We start from the raw sequence: 21,169 nt of genomic DNA on the forward strand, positions 1-21,169 counted from the left end.
TGCTTTTTCCTTACAGATTTGTGTTTTCTACAAATAAATCAGGACAACACATTGTGCAGAGGTTTTTCTGGGTATTGACAGATGAAAGTTTATGACAAACAAAAACAGAACTTAATAAAATTCAGGAGAAATAAAATGAGTGTAATAGGATTGGAAAATAAAACAATTTTAGTAACAGGTGCAGCAGGCTTTATAGGCTCAAATCTGGTTAAGAGAATATATAAAGAAGTGCCATCAGCTAAAGTCGTAGGTATTGATAACATGAATTCCTACTATGATGTGTCATTAAAGGAATTCCGACTGAAAGAGTTAGAGGAATATTCGGATTTTACATTTGTAAAGGGCAACATTGCAGATAAAGAACTGATAAACAATCTGTTTGATGAATATAAACCGGCAATTGTAGTAAATCTTGCAGCACAGGCAGGAGTGCGCTATTCTATCACAAATCCGGATGCTTATGTGGAATCCAATCTGGTTGGATTTTTTAATATTCTGGAGGCCTGCCGCCATTCTTATGATAATGGACAAAGTGGTGTAGAACATCTGGTGTATGCATCTTCTTCCAGTGTTTATGGCTCTAATAAGAAAGTTCCATACAGTACTGATGATAAGGTAGATAATCCGGTTTCTCTTTATGCGGCAACCAAAAAGTCGAATGAGTTAATGGCACATGCTTATTCCAAGCTGTACAATATCCCATCTACAGGCCTTCGTTTCTTTACAGTGTACGGTCCTGCCGGCCGTCCTGATATGGCTTACTTTGGTTTTACTAATAAACTTGTAAAGGGCGAGACTATCAAGATCTTCAATTATGGTAATTGCAAGCGTGATTTTACCTATGTGGATGATATCGTGGAAGGTGTTGTTCGCGTGATGAAGAAAGCTCCGGATAAGAAAAACGGCGAGGACGGTCTGCCGGTTCCACCGTATGCAGTGTACAACATTGGCAATCAGAATCCGGAGAATCTGCTGGATTTTGTACAGATTCTGAGTGTGGAACTGGTACGGGCGAAAGTACTGCCTGAGGATTACGACTTTGAAGCTCACAAAGAACTGGTTCCGATGCAGCCGGGTGATGTGCCGGTGACTTATGCAGATACGAGTGCTCTGGAACGTGACTTTGGGTATAAACCAAGCACCAGTTTGCGTGAAGGATTAAGAAATTTTGCTGAATGGTATGCAAAGTTTTATAATAAATAAGAATGTTTTTATGTTGGCATTTTGCTGATTATAAATAAAGAGGAGATAAACATCGTGAGAGAATTTAAGGATTTGAGAATTGCAGTTGCAGGTACAGGTTATGTTGGGCTTTCTATTGCTACATTGCTGAGTCAGCATCATCATGTTACAGCTGTAGATATTATCCCGGAGAAAGTGGAACTGATTAATAACAAAAAGTCTCCGATTCAGGATGATTACATTGAGAAATATCTGGCTGAAAAGGAACTTGACTTAACTGCAACTCTGGATGCAAAGGAGGCATACAGTGATGCTGATTTTGTAGTAATTGCTGCACCTACGAATTATGATTCCAAGAAGAACTTTTTTGACACATCTGCAGTCGAAGCTGTAATCAAATTGGTCATTGAGTATAATCCGGAAGCTATCATGGTTATCAAGAGTACGATTCCGGTTGGCTATACTGCGTCTGTACGCGAGAAGTTCCACTGTGACAATATCATCTTCAGTCCGGAATTTCTGCGTGAGAGCAAAGCTCTCTATGATAACCTGTATCCTTCTCGTATCATTGTTGGTACTGATGTGGAGAATGTCCGACTGGTAAAAGCAGCACATACTTTTGCGGAACTTCTGCAGGAGGGTGCTATCAAGGAAGATATTGATACTCTGTTTATGGGATTTACGGAAGCAGAGGCAGTTAAACTGTTTGCAAATACCTATCTTGCACTGCGTGTATCCTATTTCAATGAGCTGGACACTTATGCAGAGATGAAGGGATTGAACACACAGCAGATCATCAACGGAGTCTGCCTTGATCCTCGTATCGGTACCCATTATAACAATCCATCTTTCGGTTATGGTGGATATTGTCTGCCGAAAGATACGAAACAGCTTCTGGCAAACTATGCAGATGTGCCGGAAAATCTGATTGAGGCTATCGTTGAAAGCAATAGAACCAGAAAAGACTTTATTGCTGATCGTGTACTGGAGATTGCCGGTGCTTACGAAGCAAATGACAGCTGGGATGAGAGTAAGGAAAAAGAAGTTGTTGTTGGAGTGTATCGTCTGACAATGAAGTCCAATTCTGATAACTTCCGCCAGAGTTCTATTCAGGGTGTTATGAAACGTATTAAGGCAAAAGGTGCAACAGTGATTATTTATGAGCCGACTCTGAAAAATGGAGAAAAATTCTTTGGTTCTGTTGTTGTAAATGATCTGGATGAGTTCAAGAAGCAGAGTCAGGCTATCATTGCAAACCGTTATGACCAGTGTCTTGATGATGTAAAAGAAAAAGTCTACACAAGAGATATTTTTCAGAGAGATTAAAGGTAAAAATAATGATTATAAAAATATATCGCCTTGAAAATTGGTTATACAATCACCATTTGAAAGTATTTGCATTAATTATAAAGATGATTATTAGAGTGATGTTCAGTGCTGTTATCCCACCGTCAGTTTCAATTGGCCAAGGCACATTTATTACCTATCATGGGCTGGGAGTGGTAATACATAAAAATGCAGTAATAGGTAAGAATTGTTGTATCCGTCAGCATGTTACAATTGCTGGTGGCCGGGGGGGGATTCCTACGATAGGAGATAATGTTGAGATTAATGCTGGTGCAGTAATTGTTGGTCCAGTGCATATAGGAAATTATGTGAGAATAGGAGCGAATGCGGTTGTAATTCAAGATATTCCGGATAACTGTACCGTAGTAGGGGTTCCAGCAAAAGTAGTAAGAGTGTATAAACCGGGTGAAAATACGTTTTCAATTTAAATTTATATATTTGGAGGAAATTAAAATGAAAAGCATTATGGTAACTGGTGGCTGTGGTATGATTGGTTCTAATTTGGTAAAGCGTCTTGTGAAAGAAGGATGGGATGTCTATGTGGCTGATAATCTGTGGCGTGGTAAGATTGAGAATTTGAATGATGAGAATGGTAAGCCAGTAATTGATCTTGATACACATTTCTTTAAAAAAGATCTTTCTATATACGAAGAAGCTGAGTCTGTAGTTGGAATTACAGACTATGTAGTTCATTTGGCTGATATTGTTGCGGGTATTGATTATGTATTTAGCAATCAAGGAGAACTGTTCCGTGTAAATAATCTAATAAATTCAAATTTGTTTGCTGCGTGTCGCAAGGCTGGCAAAGAGAAAATTAAAGGATTGCTTTATGTTGGTACCGTATGCAGTTTCCCTCTTACTCGTCAGAATATGCTGAATCCAGAGCCACTCCATGAAGATGAATTGTTCCCGGCAATGCCAGAATCTGCATATGGTTGGAGTAAATTGATGGGACAGTTAGAAATTGGTTACTTGGAAAAAGAAACAGGTATTCCTTGCTGCACCTTAATGTTCCATAATGTATACGGAACGCCGACCGATTTCGGTGAGCGTAGTCAGGTTATTCCGGCATTAATTCGTAAGGCGGTTAACTATCCGAAAGAAGAATTTGTTGTTTGGGGCTCTGGCGAACAGGGACGTGCATTTATTCACGTTAATGATATCGTGAATGCACTTGTTCTAGCTTTGGATAAAGGTTGGGGACATGGCTGGATTCAGATAGGACCTTCTTATTGTACCAGCATAAAAGAGATTGCGTATAAAGTTGCTGAAATTAGCGGAAAAGGAATTGAGCCAAGGTTTGATACTACAAAACCGGAAGGTGATAAGGCTCGTTGTGCTGATTATACGAAAGCAAAAGAAATTCTTGGATGGGAGCCATCTGTTTCCTTGGAAGAAGGTTTGAGAGAATCCTATCACTGGATTGAAAAACAAATTAAGGGCTAATAAGTAGATACACTTAGACTTCAGCTTTTAATGACTGGAGTCTAAGTCTGTTTATTTTGGAAGAATATGAGGGTTGATGATGAGGACAGATAAGATATATCAGCGCAAAAGAGATTTTGATGTGTGCGGAATTGTAGGAGTTTGTGCAACAACGAAAAAAGAATTTGTAAAAGAAGTGTTTTCAATGCCTACGACACCAGTGAGTGCTACAGTAGATCTCGTGGGTGTTCCTGCAATTATTTCTGCGAAGGAGAACCCGAAAATAGCGGAGATGTACAATAGATCTACTATGGCCGCAATAGATGGTATGCCAATTGTGAAAATCGGAAGACGAAAGGGATTTTCTTGTGAGCGTTGTGCAGCTCCGGATATTATGGGTGATGTATTTAAAGAAAGTGTAAAGCAGGGAAAAAGCCACTATTTCTATGGCGGAAAGGATAATGAAGTTCTTAAGAAGTTGAGAACTAATTTGGAAAAAGATTATCCAGGAATTCAGATTGTCGGAATGTATTCTCCACCGTTTAGAGCGTTGACTGAGGAAGAAGACAAGAAAATTTGTGATGAAATTAATGCATTGAAGCCAGATTTTCTTTGGGTTGGAATTGGGGCACCGAAACAAGAGATGTGGATGTGGCAGCACCAAGAAAAAATAAATAATACAGTGATGTTTGGGGTTGGAGCAGGATTTAATTTCTTTGCTGGAACATTGGATAAAGCACCGGAATGGATGGAAAAAGCAAGCTTAGAATGGTTATTTAGACTTTCTAAGGAGCCAAAAAGATTATGGAGAAGATACATATTGGGTGGATTTAAATATTTGTATTATACAGCAGAATATAAATTAAAGAAAAAAAATGAGGACTGTCATGAAAGAAAAAATAAGCACTCCAAAAGTTCTAATGGTAGGTCCGGGGCGAAATGTAATGGGTGGAATTTCTACAGTAGTAAACTCTTATTACGAATTAGGATTAGATAAAAAAATAGGACTTCGTTATATTTCATCTATGGAGGATGGAAGCAAAATAAAAAAATTAGCGATTGCCTTTAGTTCATATATAGAATTTTCAAGACACATCAAAGAATGTGATATTGTTCACGTTCATATGGCGGCTCAGGCGAGTTTTACAAGAAAAAGTATTTTTATAAAAAAAGCAAAGAAAGCAGGAAAAAAAATAATCATTCATCAGCATTCAGCTGATTTTGATGATTTTTATTTTAAACAATGTGATGCAAAAAAACGGAAACAAATTAAGAAAATTTTTGCAATGGCAGATATTATTATTGTACTCTCAGAAGAATGGGCTAAGTTTTTTGGCGAAAATATTTGTGATTTAGAAAAAATAGTCATCTTATATAATGGCGTAATTATTCCAAAGTATTGTAAAAAAGATTATACAGATACAAATGTTCTTTTTTTAGGACGCTTGGGAGAAAGAAAGGGTTCGTATGATCTCTTAAAAGCAATACCTGACATACTGAAAGTGATACCGGACGCACATTTCTATTTGGGCGGTGATGGTGATATTGTCAAAAGTCAAAAACTAATTGATGAAAATGGTATACAAAATCACGTTAAATTGCTTGGATGGGTAAGAAATGAAGAAAAGGAAATATATTTAAAAAAATGTAGTATATTTATTCTTCCATCTTATCACGAGGGAATGCCAATGGCATTATTGGAAGCAATGAGTTATGGATTGGCTGCAATCTCCACTAATGCTGGTGGAATTTCAAGAATTATTGATAATGGTTGTAATGGTTTTCGAATTGAGGCGGGAGATATAGAAGCAATAAAAAGCAAGTTAAAGTGTTTGTTGTGCGATCCCCAATTAAAGAAGAAACTGGGGATAAATGGATATAATACTGTGAAAAATGGTTTTAATGTAGAAAAAAACATAAAAAAATTAGAACAAATATATAGTGAGTTGATTAATAAAAATGGAGTGACGAGATGAAAAAAATACTGTTTGTGATGTTTTCTTTGAATAGTGGAGGTGCTGAACGTGCACTTATAAATCTATTGAGTATAATTGATAAAGATAGATATGAAATAGATTTACTTCTTTTTTCAAAGGAGGGTGCATTTTTGAAATTAGTTCCTGAATATGTGAATATAATTGAAACACCAACAGTATTACAGTATTTCTACGAATCACACCATTGCTTTTCAGCTAATAGAATACTGGCGTATGGTTACAAATGTATGGCTACACTTTTATCCTATGCTAGGGACAGAAGAGTTTATTACATGAAAGACTATAGATGGTTGACTTTTTACAATCGTTTTATTCCAAAACTCCAATCTCAATATGATGTGGCTGTTTCTTTCATATCATCTGAAACTATGTTCTATATTCAAGATAAGGTTGAGGCCAAAAAGAAAATAGTTTTTGTTCATAATGATTATAAAGGAATGGAATATCCTGAAATCTATGAAAAGAAATATTTTGTTGAAATGGATGTGATTGTAACGATATCAGATACTTGTGCTGATATACTTTGCCAAGTATTTCCTGAATGCTGTAATAAAATATGCTCAATTCCGAATTTAGTATCATCTGATGCAATAAGACAGTATGCTATATTAGAAGAACCAGAAGAATTTGTTCATGAGTCTTGTATAAAATTGTTATCAGTAGGGAGATTAACAGAACAGAAAGGGTTTGATATGGCCATTGAAGCTGCATCTTTACTTAAAAAGCATAATAGAAATTTCAAGTGGATTATTATTGGAAATGGTGAAAAGGAAGAAGATCTGAAGAAATTAGCTTTGAAGAAAAATGTAGAGGATTGTATGTTATTTATCGGATTAAAAGATAATCCGTATATTTATATGAAGTGTGCAGATATTATTGTGCAAACATCAAGGTGGGAGGGAAAATCAGTAGTATTAGATGAAGCAAAAATAATAGGAACGCCAATTGTAACAACAGATTATCCGACAGCCAAGGATCAAATAAAAGATGGTAAAGAGGGAATTCTTGTTGAAATGACGCCGAATGGAATTGCAAGTGGAATAGAAAGACTTATAGACAATGTTGCACTGAAAGAGAATATTCATAAATATTTAATATCACATGAATATGGGAATTCAAAAGAAATAGGTAGATATTATTCAATGTTTGATAATTAAATGGAGAAAGGACATGCAAAAAATAAAAAAAATTACATTTGTCGCTCCTAAAATAGCTTGGGGTGGGGCAGAAAGAGTTGTTTCTGTTTTGAGCAGTTCATTAGCAGATTTGGGATATTGTGTGGATTTGGTGCTGTATGAAAGAGAAACAAATGAATATCCGATATCAAAAAAAGTAAACATCATTTTGTTACCCAAAAATGAAAAGAATCAAAATAAACTAATATATTTAGGAAAGAAACTGTTAGCATTTAGAAAAATAATAAAAGATGGTAAGCCAGACATCTTAATTCCATTTCTTCCATATCAAGTTGAGCATACTTATATTGCTTCACGAGGATTACATATACCAATGGTTGTTACGGTGCGTAATAATCCGATGTTTGATACAGATAGTGAAAAGCAGCGGAAGCATCGAGACTGGATTGCTAAACGCGTGGAAGGCGTTTTTCTCCAAACAGAAGCTCAAAAAGATTATTTTCCAGAATCTATAAAAAATAAGTGTTTTATTGTACCTAATCCTATAAATCAGAGCATCATTGAAACAGATTGCATGGTTGAAAATAATATAAAACGATTGATTTCGGTAGGAAGGCTTGAAGAGCAAAAAAATTTTTCACTACTGATAGATGCTTTTGCGGAAATAAAGAGAATTTACAAAGATGTAACTCTGGATATTTATGGTGAGGGGAATTTTAGAGGACAATTACAACAAAAAATTAATATGATGGGATTACATGATTCAGTTCAACTTTGTGGAAGGACAAATGACATTGCAGTTACCTTGAGTAAATATGACTTGTTTATTATGTCATCAAATTATGAGGGAATGCCGAATGCCTTGATGGAAGCAATGGGCGTTGGGTTGCCGTGTATTTCAACAGATTGTCCAACGGGACCAAAAGAATTGCTTGGAGCCAATGAAAGAGGAATCTTAGTGAAGCCTGGGGACAAAGAAGATTTAGCTGTAGCAATTAAGTACTCTTTGGAAAATGTAGAAGAAATGAAACAAAAAGCAGATTTAGCGAAGTCTTATATTGTAAAAAGATTTTCCCCAAGTAAAATATCGGAAATGCTTGTGAGTGAATTAGAAAAAATAATTTTTTGAAGGTGATGAAGGATAGATAAGAAAATTGATTCTGGGTTTGAAGTTATGCGATGAATTGATATATGAAAAAATAGGGGATTTTGCTAAAGTAGTTAATAAGAGGAGAAAAAAAGATAAATGGAAGAAAAAAACTTAAAAAAACGATTTGTTTCAAATGCTAGTTGGCAGATGGCTCAACAGATATATTCTATGATCTTGTCCCTGATTATAGGATCAATTTCAGCTAGATATTTAGGCCCTAATAATTATGGACTCCTTAATTATGGAGAATCTCTTATATCCCTTATGGCTACTTTAACAGGTTTAGGATTAGATGAAGTTATTATGAATGAACTTGTTATGAAAAAAGATAAGACAGGTACTTTGCTTGGAACTGCATTGGTTATGAGATTATTGGCATCTATTGTTGGGGTATTTGCAGTGGCAGCAATAATCATAACATTAGAGCCTGGTAATAAACTTTTGTGGGTTATTACAATATTGCAAACATTTCAGTTATTTGGTAATCTCTATTATGTTTTTAATTACTGGTTTCAAGTGGAATTAAAATCAAAGTATGTTTCCATAGCATATATTATTGGACTTACAGTTTCTGGTGTTTGGCGTGTTGTTATTTTAATGAAGAATGCCTCTGTTGAATTTTTTGCTATGACTGCAAGTATTCAAGGTATTGTGGTTTTGCTTATTGTTGCTGCGTGTTTTTTTTCGATATCTCATGAAAAGTTACATTTTGAAAAAAATGTTGCAAAACAATTAATTCGAAAAAGCTATCATTTTATAATTTCAGGTATAGCAATTATGATATATATGCAAATGGACAAAGTTATGATTGGTAAAATGCTTGGTGAAGAACAATTGGGATATTATAGTGCAGCGAGCAAAGTGGCTAATTTATGGATATTTGTGCCAAGAGCGTTGATTAATTCTGCCCGTCCGTTAATTATTGAAGGAAAAAAAATAGATGAAGAGAAGAATTCTAATAGTGAGTATAAGAACAGATTAGTTAAATCTGTTTTTGGTATAAGTATGTTAGGTTTATTTGTCGGATTGTGCTTTACATTTTTGGGATGGATTCCTGTCAGAGTTCTTTACGGTACTGCATATAGCAGTGCAGTTCCAGTGTTGGCAATTTTGATTTGGTCAACAAGTCTTTCACAGTTGGGAACAATTAATGGTATCTGGATAGTAACAGAAGGATATAACAGATTGTTAAAATATACAGTTTGGATGGGAGCTTTTGTGAATTTGGCATTAAATTATATTTTAATAAGAATTTATGGAATTACTGGAGCGGCTATTGCAACATTCATGGCACAATTTACAGTTCAATTTATTGGACCGGCTTGTATTCCAAGTCTTAGAAAGTATTTTGAAGTATACACGTCAGCCTTTAGGGAAATCTTTAATATAAAATATTACATTAATGCGGTAAGAAAAAAGTTTCAATTGGGAGAAAAAAATGATTAGTATTGTTACACCTACATATAATTCTGAACAGTATTTAGAGGACTGTATTCAATCTATTATGAAACAGCGATATAAAGATTACGAACATATAGTTGTTGATGGGGGTTCATCTGATGGCACGATAGATATTTTAAAAAAGTACGAAAATCAGTATCCACTAAGGTGGATATCAGAAAAAGATAGAGGTATGTATGATGCAATCCGAAAGGGTTTCAAAATGGCGAGAGGAGATATTTTTTGCTGGCTAAATTCGGATGATATGTTTATGCCATGGACTCTCCAAGTTGTTGGAAAAGTAATGAAGAATTCTAGAGTGCAATGGATAACAGGACTTCCGAGTCACTTTAATGAAGATGGCATAAATTATATGCCTATTTTGTCTAATCCGATATTTGATTCATGGTTTATCAAGCATGGATGGATGGAAGGGAGAAAGTTATGGGCAATTCAACAGGAATCCTGTTTTTGGACGAAAGATTTATATGAAAAAGTTGGTGGCATAGATAAGAACTGTCGCTTGGCGGGAGATTTTCATTTATGGGTGAAATTTGCACATTGTACAGATTTGTATACAGTAAATAGTGTTTTGGCTGGCTTTAGAATACATGAGGGACAATTATCAGGAGATAGAAATGCTTATTATGCCGAGATAGGAAGTTTAAATAGTATTCAAAATTTTGCCTCTAAACATGGATATTATAAAAAAGCCTATAATCTTTATCTGAAAATAAAGAAAAATTCTAGTAAGCGATGCTCACTATGGATTCAAGTAAATAAGTAGTTTCTGGAGGTATAAGCGAGATGAAAGCCTTAATAATTACATCAAACAGATACCCACGAAGTGGTGCTGCGTCAAATTACATCCAATATTTTGCGTCTATGCTGAAGCTTGGTGGATGCGATGTTACTGTTGCTGGGGTTAGGAATGAGAGCGTATTATGCGGTAATAAAAGGGATGATAACGATATCATAGTTATAGATGTAATCCCGCAAGGAAATGACTTTATAAAAAGAGTCTTAAATAAGTGTTTTTATAAAATGATGTTGGACAGAATAATTAGATATTTGAATATTGGTAAAGAGGATCTAGTGATAGATTATTCATATGATTATCGTATCTATGAAACAATATTAAAATTGAGAAAAAAAAAGAATTTTTTAGTTGCCTGTTGCCCTACAGAGTGGTTCCCTAAAGACAAGTATGAGATGGATTTTGAAAAGTATACATATCTCAATGAAGTTTTGCGTCCTAAGTGTGATTTGATTTTTCCAATTAGTGATAAAATTGAGGAACATTTTAAAGAGAAGGGATGTGTAACATTTAAATTGCCAATTATGTGCGATTCTGAAGAATATTCTTATATTCCTAAGAAAAAAGAAAGATATAAGATTGTTCTTCCGGCAAACGGAAAAATGAAAGATGCATTAAAAGAAATGCTAATAGCAATATCTGAAATATTATCAGATGATTTAGAGGCTTTTGAATTTCACATAACGGGGGTTACAAGAGAGCAAATAGTGGAAATAATAGGCGATGAAATATTCAATAAAATTTCGAAGTCATTCGTAATACATTCTTGGATGAAGTATGAAGAACTTGTAAAACTATACCAAAATATGCATTATCTTTTTTTAGCTAGAGAAGATAATCAGATGACACAATCCAATTTCCCGAGTAAAATTCCTGAATGTATGTGTTACGGAATTGTTCCGATAATGTCGAATGTAGGAGATGCTCCTAAATATTATTTGAAAAATCAGGTGAATAGTATTGTATTTGATGGATGTACGGTATCTTCATGCAAGCAGGCTATTTATAGTGCTTTATCAGTAGAATGGAGCAAATATAAACTATTGTCAGAATCAGCTAGAAGAACAGCCGAAAAACAGTTTGATTATCGTCAATGGAGTGAAAAAGTTTCTGGTATGATAATGAAAGTAAGAGGTTGTAAAAATGAACATTAAAATATCAACAATAAGAGAGGGATGTCAATATCTTTTACTATATTTGTTATTATTATGCCAGGATGCGGGATTGTATCGTAATAATAGCACTATAATAAGAAATATTATTTTCTTTGTTTGTATTATATTTTTGATGATATGGAAAGCCAAGATGAAAAAAAAGGAAATTGTCTATTTTTCTCTTGTCGCATTAATCATGGTTGCACTGAGATTTTATCATCATGATGCTCAATTTATAGATGAATTAATGAAAGTGCTCGAACATCTGCTAGTAGCCTATACCATATTTAAAATCGATTCAAATAAATGTGCAACACGTTTTGTTAGAATTGTAACTTTTTTTTCAATGATAAGTTTAATTGCGTATGCTATTGCAAATTTTGTACCAGAAATATATGATTTGCCCATTTTTACAAGTTACAAAGTGGCTTGGGCTGGAAGTGATTTCATATTTAAAGGAGTTCTGTTTTATGTATATAGAGCCTTCGAACCATTTAGAAATAATGGAATATTTACAGAACCGGGTGTTTATCAGATTGTATTAAGTGCTGCAATATTTGTATTGCTTTTTAATGGTAAATCACTTGATATTAGTAAAAAGAAAAAAGTAAAATATTTGACTATTTTATGTATTACGATGATAACGACAACATCAACAACAGGTTATATTTCACTAGTTGCTTTAATACTTTTGGGAGCAATGCAGCGAAAAACTGTATTTCCAGAAAATCGTATTGCGAGAAGAATACTTATTGTGGGTATCTTTATAATTCTTATTGATTATTGTGTCCAGGGAACTGATAGTTTTATCAGTGTTTATTTGTTTGATAAGTTAAATTCCCTAACATTGGATGGCTCGCAGATAACAGGTCAAAGTATGTGGACTAGTTCAGGAAATGCAAGGATGGCGGTATACTATCAAATGATTAAGGTTATTACTTCGAAGCCTCTAGGATGTGGTTTTACTAATTTTTATAATTTACTTGATGTATTGTATGGTGGGAATGCTGCCGGTGCAAGATTATTAATTTATTTTGCTGCAATGGGTGTGATACCGATGTTGTTAATTCTTTTTCCTATATTTAACATTATGTGGAAAAATAAGACATCAGTCTACCAATTCATTGCGTATATTTTTATTTTCATTAATACTGGAATTGCTCAATCTAAAGGAATATATGCGGCATTAGCAATATTACCATTAATAGCGGTTGCTGAGAAAATGAAAAGTGGGACGAAGGGGACGCCTAGAAGGGAACACAGATTAATGAGTGGAGATCTCATCCAGTAAGATGTAACTGCATCATTGGGGTAGCGAGTTTTGGGGATACAGAGGTGACGATGTGTTTTAAGTGCAAACAGTTAGGAAATAGGGCTGAAAGTGATTGAGATCCGAACTCTACATAATTCGTAGGTCAATGTTTTATTTCGGACGGAAGACAATATGTCTGTTTTTGCTTGGGCTAGGAAACATATGCCACGGCGGAGTCGGAGTGCTAGCTATGTTTTACAATGTCTGTGTGTTACCTAGGGAGAACCTATACTCTCCTATGTTAGCAGGTATGATGTATGTGTGAAGAGAAAACCAAATGGAGTATAGGTAGTAGGTAAATTCTTAAACGGTTCTTTCCAATGTTTATTGATATTAAAGTAAACTTATCCTTGAAAACGTTCCTCGGTCTTGGCTAATCTAACAATCTAGTAGAGGTTATATTATTTTAACACTGTTATTTCAACAAAGTCTGGAAAGAACCGTTCTACCGTTTACAAATTTTCAATAAAAAGCACTTGATTGTATGAGGAGGTTGAGATGCTTTATTTCCAATTTAATACTGATAATTTTATAGCTTTAAAGAAAAGGCAAACTGAAGATAATCAATCAAGTTCAGAAATTGCATAGAGAACTTGGCTTGAACGGAATTGGAAATGCTCCTGCTTGTCATGAGGCTTTGGATATCCCAATTTCATCATTTAGTGTAAATGATGAAATTGTTGGAAATTGTGATGGAGTATTGAAATATGTTTTTTCAGAATATGCAAAATTGCCCATCGAAGAATTGAAAAATAAGTCACTACAAGATTTAGGCATATCGATAGAATTTTGCAAAAGGCTTGGAAACGATGATAATAACGCATGCATTAAGCATTATATGCAGCAAAATAATTTGTCTTATATTATAGAAGATGTTCTATGGAAAGAAATGACCGATGAACAAAAAATAGTAAAATTTTCTATGTACTTTGAGAAGATTTCATCAGAGGGCAAAGAGTTGCTTATTATAGACCCGTATTTCTTTAAGGACGATAGCGATGAGTATTGTAATATACTGACATCAGTAATTAAAAATTCTAAAGCACAGTCGGTTATTATCGTGACCGAACGAAAAAATTATAAGCAATTAAGCTATGATAAAATTTTTAGTAATTTCAATGTATCGGTAACAGTTGAATACAATAGAGATTTTCATGATAGATTTTGGATCGCTGATCGAAAAAAAGGGTTTTACACGGGAACATCGTTTAATGGTATCGGAAAAAGAATTTCTTTAATTAATTTATCATCTACGAATGATGTGACAGAGATTATAGAAGAACTGCACCAAAGATTTATAATAGAGTGATGGTTTGCGGAATGATATTCAGATATAATAGTAGATAAAACTTTAAAGCCTAAACAAGGTAGAAACAATATGAGAGCAGATAATATAAAGAATATAATCAGCAATATAAATGAATTGCCATATAAAGCGATCTTGTTTGATGGTGTATGGGGAATTGGGAAATCTTATGCGATAAATGAAGCTCTGGAAGATAACCCCAATGTTTGTAAAATATCAATGTTTGGTTTAAAAGATCCGAGACAAATATATCATGAAGTTTTATTTCTATTGATCTTAAAAAATAATACCGCCGGGAAAATAGCTGAAACTGCCAATAATATTTTTTCAGGAATCTCAAAGCTCTGTAGCAAGTTTGGAAAGGCGAAGGATGCATTGCAGAGTATCTATAATGAAAGAGATGTATTTTTCTTATTAGCGAGAGAGTTTACTTCGGTTCATATTATTGTTATAGATGATCTGGAAAGAACAAGTGCTGGTATAAATCTGGAGGAAGTTTTTGGAATTGTAGAAGAACTGAAAAAATGTTCGTATGTAAAGGTTATTTTGGTTGCAAATACGAAAGAACTGCAGGATAAAAAGGCAATATTCGATAAATATAACGAAAAAGTAATTGAACGGATATATCATATCACAGAGCGGTCGGAAATGGTTGCCTGGAGTAAATTGAATATTCATGCCGGCTTTATTGAAAAATTTTTGAGTATTCATAAAGTTAAAAATCTGAGAACGCTCGAAAAGGCTCAGAGATTTTTTGAGGATGTAAGATTATACTGTAAAGACGATGAGCCGTTTTTGGATGAAGTACGGTTAATATGTTTTGCTGTTGTTGTGGAGAGTACGGATAAGTTGTATTACAAAGAGGCAGATTCGAATGCTACAGATTCCATGCGAAAAACAGTGAGCGATATTGGGAATATGCTTGAACATAGACTGGAAAGATATCTTTTTGGAATAAAATGTAGGAATAACCTGGCGAAAATAGTATTGAGTTATTATGAAGATGGAGTAATCAATAAAGAGCAGTTAAATGTAGAATATGAGATGTTTCTGAAATCGGGAGATAAAGCCAATTACTATAAGTCAGATGAGGAAATAAAGAGATTACTACCTGATTTGAGAAAAGATATGACAGAGAGTAGTACTATTACAGAATTAAATCAATTTGCAGATTCCTACATTATCTGGAGTGATATTCTGGAAGAAAATAACGAAAGTGTTTTACTGGAATACAGAAATATCTTAAATAAAATGCTGAAAGAAGCAGTCCGGGACGGAAAGAAAGCAGACGTAAGTTACTTGTATGAGTTATCTCATATGTCCTCAGATAAAACGAAAAAGATATATCAAGAAGAAATTGAAAGTATGAAAAAATTTCTGATTGAGACATATGTGGAATATTTGCAGAATACAACGCATGGAAAAAAGGCGTATGAGTATTCGAGAAAACTTCGGAATTATTATGGGGATTCTTCTTATCATGATGTTATTGTATCAGAAAGCAAAAAGCTGTATAATGAGAATTCTTTCCCGATAAGTGAAGTAGATGAGGAGCAATATTTCACCTGTCGCAATATAATGGATATATTGTACCGTTCAGACGGAGAAAAATTTTTACAGTATTGTGATGCTCTAAAAGAGAAATGTGACAATATGTCTAAACACAGAATAGAGACTTTGTTAGGACAGCTTGTTAAAAAATAACTTTGATAAAGATTAATTAAGCGAAGGAGAGAGAATACACATGAGAAATTTATATTCACTTTTTTTATCTCAGGCATATCAGGATTGCTGGGACGATTATAATCGTTCTCTGAGGCTCAGAAACTTTCCGAAATGGGACTATGTGATTCTGACTGCATCTAATGAGCAGCAGGCAGAGGGATTTCGGAAGCAGATCGAGGAGCGTAAGGATTTTCTGCCAAAGGAGACAACCTTTGTTGCGATTCCGGATCGTGATGGAAAGCGTGTGGGATCTGGCGGAGCAACGCTGGAGGTATTGAAATATCTGCATGAGCAGGAAGAGACGTTTGATAATCTTTGTGTACTGGTCATCCATTCTGGTGGGGACAGCAAGCGAGTGCCGCAGTATTCTGCACTGGGTAAGCTTTTTTCACCGGTGCCGCATGCCCTGCCGAACGGACGTAATTCTACATTGTTTGATGAATTTATGATCTGCATGAGTTCTGTACCGTCACGTATCCGTGAGGGTATGGTGTTATTATCTGGAGATGTTTTACTTCTATTTAATCCGCTTCAGATTGATTATAATAATGTCGGAGCTGCTGCGATTTCTTTCAAGGAGCATGTGGAGACCGGCAAAAACCACGGAGTTTATTTGAATGGTGAGAATGGAAATGTAAAGTGCTGTCTGCAGAAAAAATCAGTAGAAGTACTGCGAGAAGTCGGGGCTGTGAATGAGTCTGACTGTGTGGATATTGATACAGGTGCGCTTATTTTCAGCACAGAGATGATGAAGTCATTATATTCTCTGATCGCAACGGAGGAAGACTATGACAGACATGTAAATGAGAAGACAAGGCTTTCTCTGTATGCGGACTTTCTGTATCCGCTGGCAGAAGATTCTACTCTGGAAGCTTTTTATCAGGAGAAACCGGAGGGAGAATTTTGTCAGAAGTTAACGGAGGCAAGGGAGCGTGTATGGAAGGTATTGCGTCCATACAGAATGAAGCTGCTTCGTCTGGCACCGGCGAAATTTATCCATTTTGGTACGACCCGAGAGATTCTGGAACTGATGAGCGGCGGTGTGGACGAGTACCGTGAGCTTGGCTGGAGTCGTCTGATCGGAAGTAGTATTAAAGACAGTGACACTGCGGGATATAACAGTGTTCTGAGCAGCAGAGCGGATATCAGCAAAGACTGTTATCTGGAAGTTTCTTATGTGCATGGAGAGGCAAAAGTAGGAGAGCACTGTGTATTATCTTATATTGATATTCACGATGAAGTGATACCGGACAATGTTGTCATGCATGGTCTGAAACAGCGTGATGGAAAGTTTATTGTCCGTATCTTTGGCGTAAACGACAATCCGAAGGAAAACAGGCTGTTTGACATGGATCTGGAGCAGATTGAAAAAGACCTGGACGTGAAGCTGTGGCTGGATGATTCTCATACATTATGGTCTGCTGCCCTGTATCCGGAGGCAGACACGATTGAAGAGGCGGTAAGTGCGGCATTAAATCTGTATGCGGTTGTGCATGGAGAAGAGCAGGCAGACCTTTCTGCATGGAAAGCTGCACCAAAGAAATCTCTCTGTTCCGGATTTAATGATGCAGATCCGGATGCGATCATTGCATGGAACAGGAGAATGGCAGATCTGGTGACAATGGATGAGATTGCAAAAGCGATCAGAAACAAAATACCGGCGGCAAAGCTGAGAAAGATGAAATCTCTGACAAAGATCCAGAAGGAATGGCTGGAGCGGAGAATCAAAAAGGCTGATTTCAGTGAAAAGATGCGTCTTCATTATTATCTCGGAGTGATCCTGGACGATGAAGATGAAGTTCAGGAGTGTTTCCGCACGATTCAGTCAGAAGTCCTGGCTTCTACGATCAAAAACCTGTCTTACAACGAGAATGCCAGAATTGTTACAGAGAAGCACACAGTAAAACTTCCGCTTCGTGTCAACTGGGGAGGCGGCTGGAGTGACACACCTCCGTATTGTAATGAGAATGGTGGAACTGTATTAAATGTAGCGATTCTTCTGAATGGGCAGAAGCCGGTAGAAGTCACACTGGAAAAAATTTCAGAAAAGAAGATTGTTTTTGACAGCCGTGATATGGATGTCCATGGAGAATTTGATACCATCGAACCACTTCAGGCAACAGGTGATCCGTTTGATCCGTTTGCGCTGCAGAAAGCGTGTCTTCTCGCCTGCGGGATCATTCCGAAAGAAGGAAGCAGTCTGGAAGAGATTCTGGATCGACTTGGCGGTGGATTTGAAATGCATTCCGAAGTAACGAATGTTCCAAAAGGCTCGGGTCTTGGTACTTCATCGATTCTTTCCGCAGCCTGTGTAAAGGCAGTATTTGAGTTTATGGGAATCGCTTACACAGAAGAAGATCTTTATGCACATGTACTTGCAATGGAACAGATCATGTCCACCGGCGGTGGCTGGCAGGATCAGGTCGGAGGGATCACTCCGGGACTGAAATATATCACTTCCATGCCGGGAATTGACCAGAAGCTCAAAGTAACTCACGTGGAGATTCCGGAAGCTGCAAAGCAGGAGTTAAGTGACAGATTTGTTCTAATCTATACAGGTCAGAGAAGACTTGCCCGTAACCTGCTCCGTGATGTTGTCGGACGCTATGTCGGAAACGAGCCGGAGAGCCTTTTTGCCCTGGAAGAGATCCAGAAGACAGCAGCGCTGATGCGTTTTGAACTGGAACGTGGCAATGTAGACGGCTTCGCCAGCCTTTTGGATTACCACTGGGAACTGAGCAAAAAAGTCGATGCCGGAAGCAGCAATACACTGATCGAGCAGATTTTCAGCAGTATCGAAGAACTGATCGTCGGAAAACTCGTCTGCGGTGCCGGCGGCGGTGGCTTCCTTCAGGTCATTCTGAAAAAAGGCGTCACCAGACAGCAGGTAGAAGAACGCCTGAACGAGGTGTTCATGGACAGCCTGGTTGGAGTAGCGGACTGCAGGCTTGTGTGGGAATGAGATTTTAATGAATCAAATTTCTTTTGAGAAAGTAATGAGCCTTTTTGGCTGGAAGTGAGGTGGATGATGAGCAATCAATATTCGATGAAGATATATCCGGCTGGCAGAGGACGTGAGGTTTATAGAAATATTGAAATCTGTGGCAGCAGCACATTAAATCAGTTATGTCAGGTTATCCTGGAGTCTTTTGATTTCATAGATGAGCATCTGTATGAGTTTTGCATGGATAACCGAATGTATAGTGAACATGCATATCAGTCAGATCCGGAAGGAGATGAACCCTCCGCAGATATAACTCTTGACGAAGTCGGACTTTGCAAAGGGCAGAAATTTGCACTTCATTATGATTTTGGAGATGACTGGATGTTTACAATTACGGTATCAAAGATCAGTGAAGTTCAGGAGGATTTTGAGCCTCGCGTAATTAAGTCAAAAGGAACTATTCAACAGTACCCGGATTGGGATGAAGAGGACTTTGACGAAGAATAATGCAGTATTTGTGCAGGGATACCGACGAGAATTCCTGATTTTCAAGGGAAATTAAAAATTAAGCAGGATTTTTACCAGAGCTGGTATTCAGCGAAGCTAAGAACTAAGCAGGATTTTCCAAGAACTGGCGCTCAATTGAAAATAGCGCCAGTTCTGAATAAACTATGATTGGATTAACACGAAATGGGAAGAGCAAAGAAGAATCCGGAATACGATCCGGAGAAAGCAATGGAGCAGTTAACGAACTGCATTGTCGATGCCTACGGAACTGGGACAGATAACAATTCATTAAGGAAGATTTCAGAGCAGTTCGGAATTACCCTGATGAAGACACGCAAAATATTGATTACGGCAGGAGTCTACCATACCGAGATCAGTGATCAGATCAATTCGCTGTGGGAAGACAACTGGAGCATTTCGGATATCATGAAGGAGACCGGTCTGAGCAGATCTTCGGTACATTCTTATTTACCATATACGAAGGTCATATATAATGCAGAGGAACTGAGTCTATATGCTTGGCGATGCAGAACATACCGTAAAAGAAAACTGGCAGTCCAGAAGCTGAAGTCTTGCATGGGAGAATCGATAGAGATACTGGAAGAAACATTATGGAATACGATAAAGGTATTTAGCGGATATTTTTTCGAAACGGCAGATGGGGAAAGATTCTGTTACAGTGTAAGTGGAGATGAGATGCTGATTGCACAGAGTGAGGAATTAATAAGCAAGGCCAGTGTGAACCTTGCCTTGGAAGAAATATTGGAATTGAATGGAAAAGTGAGTAGTCTTAAAAAGCTGAAAGTGCCTGGGGCTGGCTATTTGTATCCTGTTTTTTTGCGATTTGGATTGATTAGAAGGGAAGCGGATGGATAGCTGCCAGTATGAGCTGGATGGTCGCATGATCCTGGAGAGCAATCATCCGATGCATAACGGGCTCACTGTTAAAAAATCTGCTGTTTGGAGCGTTGCTACCAGTAGTAATAGAAACCATCCAATTCGTCTTTAGATGGAAACGTATGATTGAAGAATGAGATATAACAAAGTTGGTATGTTAAAAGAACGAAAGGGTATTTTCGTTATACAGAATCATAGATAGTGGTTCATGTATGGTATAATGGAGTTGTTGAAATTTATCAGTATATCTATGAGATTTTTTGTTGAATATGAACTGAAAAGCATAGGAGATATGAGAGGTTGAAAAACCTTGAATTTTCAATAAAAAATACTCGATTATATGAGGAGGATTTATGGATAGTTATTCTAATGATGATAAAAATATAAGAATTAATAGATTTATAACAGCTGAATTTTTACCTGCTGTTAAAAAATATAAAATGGCAAGAAAGCTTTTGGAAAATTGGACAATAGAAACAGATGCTACGATTTACCAATTTTGTGCAGAGTGTTCCGATAAACTTTATGAGGCTGTAGAGCATTTTTTACGAGAAGCTATTGCTACGGATACAAATAATATCATAAGCCTGATTGGTTTGTGTGATAAAGTAAAAGATGATAGTAGGTTTTATGATATTGAGCTTTCGGTATTTGTTACTAAGAAAGAACCTAGAAATGCCTCAACTCATCATGGAAGATTACAAGAATTGGGGGATTACCAAAGAGTTATTGATAATTTAACCTATTGTGCTACTTCAAATAAATTATATAAAAACCTGTAAATGCGCAAAGAATCCCTGTAATTATTGGAAAACTAAAATTTTTAGAAT

19 protein-coding genes are annotated in these 21,169 nt (G+C 36.3%); all 19 read left to right on the top strand.

The window, feature by feature from the left end:
- The first annotated feature begins 135 nt into the window (after positions 1-135).
- The 19 genes from DXC01_RS15795 to DXC01_RS15880 all read left to right on the top strand — a co-directional run bounded on the left by DXC01_RS15795 (position 136) and on the right by DXC01_RS15880 (position 21,121).
- On the top strand, positions 136-1,203 hold the full coding sequence (locus DXC01_RS15795; protein WP_118699274.1) for an NAD-dependent epimerase/dehydratase family protein: 1,068 nt from the start codon (positions 136-138) through the stop codon (positions 1,201-1,203).
- A gap of 54 nt (positions 1,204-1,257) precedes the next feature.
- Complete coding sequence (locus tag DXC01_RS15800) at positions 1,258-2,508, top strand: nucleotide sugar dehydrogenase (RefSeq protein ID WP_334295381.1); 1,251 nt, start codon at positions 1,258-1,260, stop codon at positions 2,506-2,508.
- 11 nt (positions 2,509-2,519) lie between these two features.
- Complete coding sequence (locus DXC01_RS15805) at positions 2,520-2,957, top strand: serine O-acetyltransferase (protein WP_118699275.1); 438 nt, start codon at positions 2,520-2,522, stop codon at positions 2,955-2,957.
- Positions 2,958-2,982: 25 nt separating this feature from the next.
- Positions 2,983-3,975, top strand: coding sequence for an NAD-dependent epimerase/dehydratase family protein (locus DXC01_RS15810; RefSeq protein WP_118699276.1), 993 nt, complete (start codon positions 2,983-2,985; stop codon positions 3,973-3,975).
- 76 nt (positions 3,976-4,051) lie between these two features.
- Positions 4,052-4,951 (top strand): WecB/TagA/CpsF family glycosyltransferase, encoded by a 900-nt coding sequence (locus DXC01_RS15815; protein WP_199705028.1) that lies wholly within the window; start codon positions 4,052-4,054, stop codon positions 4,949-4,951.
- On the top strand, positions 4,842-5,930 hold the full coding sequence (locus tag DXC01_RS15820; protein ID WP_055059389.1) for a glycosyltransferase family 4 protein: 1,089 nt from the start codon (positions 4,842-4,844) through the stop codon (positions 5,928-5,930). Before DXC01_RS15815 ends, DXC01_RS15820 begins: the two co-directional genes overlap by 110 nt.
- The gene (locus tag DXC01_RS15825) at positions 5,927-7,108 is read left to right on the top strand and encodes a glycosyltransferase (protein WP_118699278.1); all 1,182 of its coding nucleotides are present in this window, start codon (positions 5,927-5,929) and stop codon (positions 7,106-7,108) included. Before DXC01_RS15820 ends, DXC01_RS15825 begins: the two co-directional genes overlap by 4 nt.
- Before the next feature lie 13 nt (positions 7,109-7,121).
- Complete coding sequence (locus tag DXC01_RS15830) at positions 7,122-8,216, top strand: glycosyltransferase (RefSeq protein ID WP_118699279.1); 1,095 nt, start codon at positions 7,122-7,124, stop codon at positions 8,214-8,216.
- Positions 8,217-8,333: 117 nt separating this feature from the next.
- Complete coding sequence (locus DXC01_RS15835) at positions 8,334-9,683, top strand: flippase (RefSeq protein ID WP_118699280.1); 1,350 nt, start codon at positions 8,334-8,336, stop codon at positions 9,681-9,683.
- Entirely contained in the window at positions 9,676-10,464 is a 789-nt protein-coding gene (locus DXC01_RS15840) for a glycosyltransferase family 2 protein (RefSeq protein ID WP_055059385.1), read from the top strand. Before DXC01_RS15835 ends, DXC01_RS15840 begins: the two co-directional genes overlap by 8 nt.
- 20 nt (positions 10,465-10,484) lie before the next feature.
- Complete coding sequence (locus tag DXC01_RS15845) at positions 10,485-11,648, top strand: hypothetical protein (RefSeq protein WP_118699281.1); 1,164 nt, start codon at positions 10,485-10,487, stop codon at positions 11,646-11,648.
- Complete coding sequence (locus DXC01_RS15850) at positions 11,638-12,939, top strand: hypothetical protein (protein ID WP_118699282.1); 1,302 nt, start codon at positions 11,638-11,640, stop codon at positions 12,937-12,939. The genes DXC01_RS15845 and DXC01_RS15850 overlap by 11 nt, the downstream gene beginning before the upstream one ends.
- Before the next feature lie 619 nt (positions 12,940-13,558).
- Positions 13,559-14,269 carry a hypothetical protein gene (locus DXC01_RS15855; protein ID WP_118699283.1) on the top strand — a complete coding sequence of 237 codons (711 nt, stop codon included), beginning with the start codon at positions 13,559-13,561 and terminating at the stop codon, positions 14,267-14,269.
- Positions 14,270-14,338: 69 nt separating this feature from the next.
- Positions 14,339-15,970, top strand: coding sequence for a P-loop NTPase fold protein (locus tag DXC01_RS15860; protein WP_118699284.1), 1,632 nt, complete (start codon positions 14,339-14,341; stop codon positions 15,968-15,970).
- 40 nt (positions 15,971-16,010) lie between these two features.
- A complete protein-coding gene (locus DXC01_RS15865; RefSeq protein ID WP_118699285.1) occupies positions 16,011-18,953 on the top strand; it encodes a fucose pyrophosphorylase domain-containing protein in 2,943 nt (980 codons plus the stop codon).
- Between the two features lie 63 nt (positions 18,954-19,016).
- Positions 19,017-19,442, top strand: coding sequence for a plasmid pRiA4b ORF-3 family protein (locus DXC01_RS15870; RefSeq protein ID WP_243111636.1), 426 nt, complete (start codon positions 19,017-19,019; stop codon positions 19,440-19,442).
- Positions 19,443-19,625: 183 nt separating this feature from the next.
- Complete coding sequence (locus DXC01_RS15875; protein WP_118699286.1) at positions 19,626-20,318, top strand: hypothetical protein; 693 nt, start codon at positions 19,626-19,628, stop codon at positions 20,316-20,318.
- Positions 20,311-20,451 carry a hypothetical protein gene (locus DXC01_RS20160; RefSeq protein WP_158583641.1) on the top strand — a complete coding sequence of 47 codons (141 nt, stop codon included), beginning with the start codon at positions 20,311-20,313 and terminating at the stop codon, positions 20,449-20,451. Before DXC01_RS15875 ends, DXC01_RS20160 begins: the two co-directional genes overlap by 8 nt.
- 241 nt (positions 20,452-20,692) lie before the next feature.
- Positions 20,693-21,121, top strand: a complete 429-nt coding sequence (locus DXC01_RS15880; protein ID WP_118699287.1) for a hypothetical protein — start codon at positions 20,693-20,695, stop codon at positions 21,119-21,121.
- The last annotated feature ends 48 nt before the right edge of the window (positions 21,122-21,169 follow it).

The organism is Blautia sp. OM07-19 (assembly GCF_003481595.1).
Lineage (GTDB): Bacteria > Bacillota > Clostridia > Lachnospirales > Lachnospiraceae > Blautia_A > Blautia_A intestinihominis.